The organism is Snodgrassella sp. B3800 (genome assembly GCF_026535865.1).
Lineage (GTDB): Bacteria > Pseudomonadota > Gammaproteobacteria > Burkholderiales > Neisseriaceae > Snodgrassella > Snodgrassella alvi_E.
On the sequence record NZ_JAFNPH010000019.1, the window covers coordinates 1 to 1,057 of the forward strand.

Genomic DNA, 1,057 nt, shown 5'->3' on the forward strand with positions numbered 1-1,057 from the left:
GATAATTAAAATATAAGCATTGTTGATTTTTGACATAATACGGCTTTTTATAATCATGAAAATTCTTTTTCCAGAGGTATCCAACCCTTCTCTGGAATACATATAAGCTTAAAATATTAAATTCTTTTTTTCGCCTGAAAAAATCTTCATCTACCGGAATACTGATGCAGGGTTGGCCGTCTTTTTTTAATACAATATCTGGTGTATAAAATACATTGTTGTGCAAGATGCAACCTGTTAGCAAGGCTAATGTAAGGACTATTGGCAAAATGTGAAAAAGATTTTTGTACATTCTCCTTGAGTCCTTATAAATATTTAGCAGAAAAGATGTTATATTGCTTCATCCACAATCAAGAATAATCACGTGCCTCAGCGTCTAATAATAATTGCAACGTTCCATCTGGTTCTTTTATGATTTGCATATATCTCATCCATTCTTTATCAGTAGATTTATTATTTTCTTCATTGCCTTTTTCATTTGAAAAAAAACCTATATGGTATGAAATATTATTCTGAAAATGGTAATTAAAAATCAGGCATTGATCATTTTGAACATAATAGGGTTTTGCAGAATGAAAATAATTTTTACTCCAAAGTTCTCCTACTCCTACTTGATAAACATATAAATATGAAATATCAAAGTCTTTTTTTCGTCGGAAAAAATCTTCATTTGTGGGTATACTGATACATGGTTGTCCATCCTTTTTTAATGCAATTTCAGGCGTATAAAATACATTGTTGTGCAAGATGCAACCTGTTATCAAAGTTATTGTAAGGACTAATGGCAAAATGCGAAAAAGATTTTTATTCATTATCCTTGAGTCCATATAATACTGTACAGAAAAGATGTTATTTTGCTTCATACACAATCAAGAATAATCACGTGCTTCACCGTCTAATAATAATTGCAACGTTCCATCAGTTTTTTTTATGATTCTCATATCCCTAGTCCAATCTTTATTTGTCGACTTCTGAGATTCATCATTCCCTTTTTCAGTTGAAAAGAAGCTAATAGAATAAAGAATATTAGTTTTAAAACGATAATTAAAATATAAGC

Annotated in this window: 3 protein-coding genes; all 3 read right to left on the reverse strand. The window is 29.8% G+C overall.

Features of this window, described 5'->3' with window-relative positions:
* On the reverse strand, positions 1-292 hold a 292-nt coding region (locus tag J3U64_RS09910), incomplete at its 3' end, for a putative T6SS immunity periplasmic lipoprotein (RefSeq protein ID WP_267409115.1).
* Between the two features lie 58 nt (positions 293-350).
* Positions 351-812 (reverse strand): putative T6SS immunity periplasmic lipoprotein, encoded by a 462-nt coding sequence (locus J3U64_RS09915; protein WP_267409117.1) that lies wholly within the window; start codon positions 810-812, stop codon positions 351-353.
* Between the two features lie 57 nt (positions 813-869).
* The coding region (locus tag J3U64_RS09920; RefSeq protein ID WP_267409119.1) for a putative T6SS immunity periplasmic lipoprotein at positions 870-1,057 on the reverse strand (188 nt) is incomplete at its 5' end.

Excerpts from the sequence above, each read along its gene's own strand:
- J3U64_RS09915 (WP_267409117.1), bottom strand. The coding sequence starts at position 812 with ATGAATAAAAATCTTTTTCGCATTTTGCCATTAGTCCTTACAATAACT.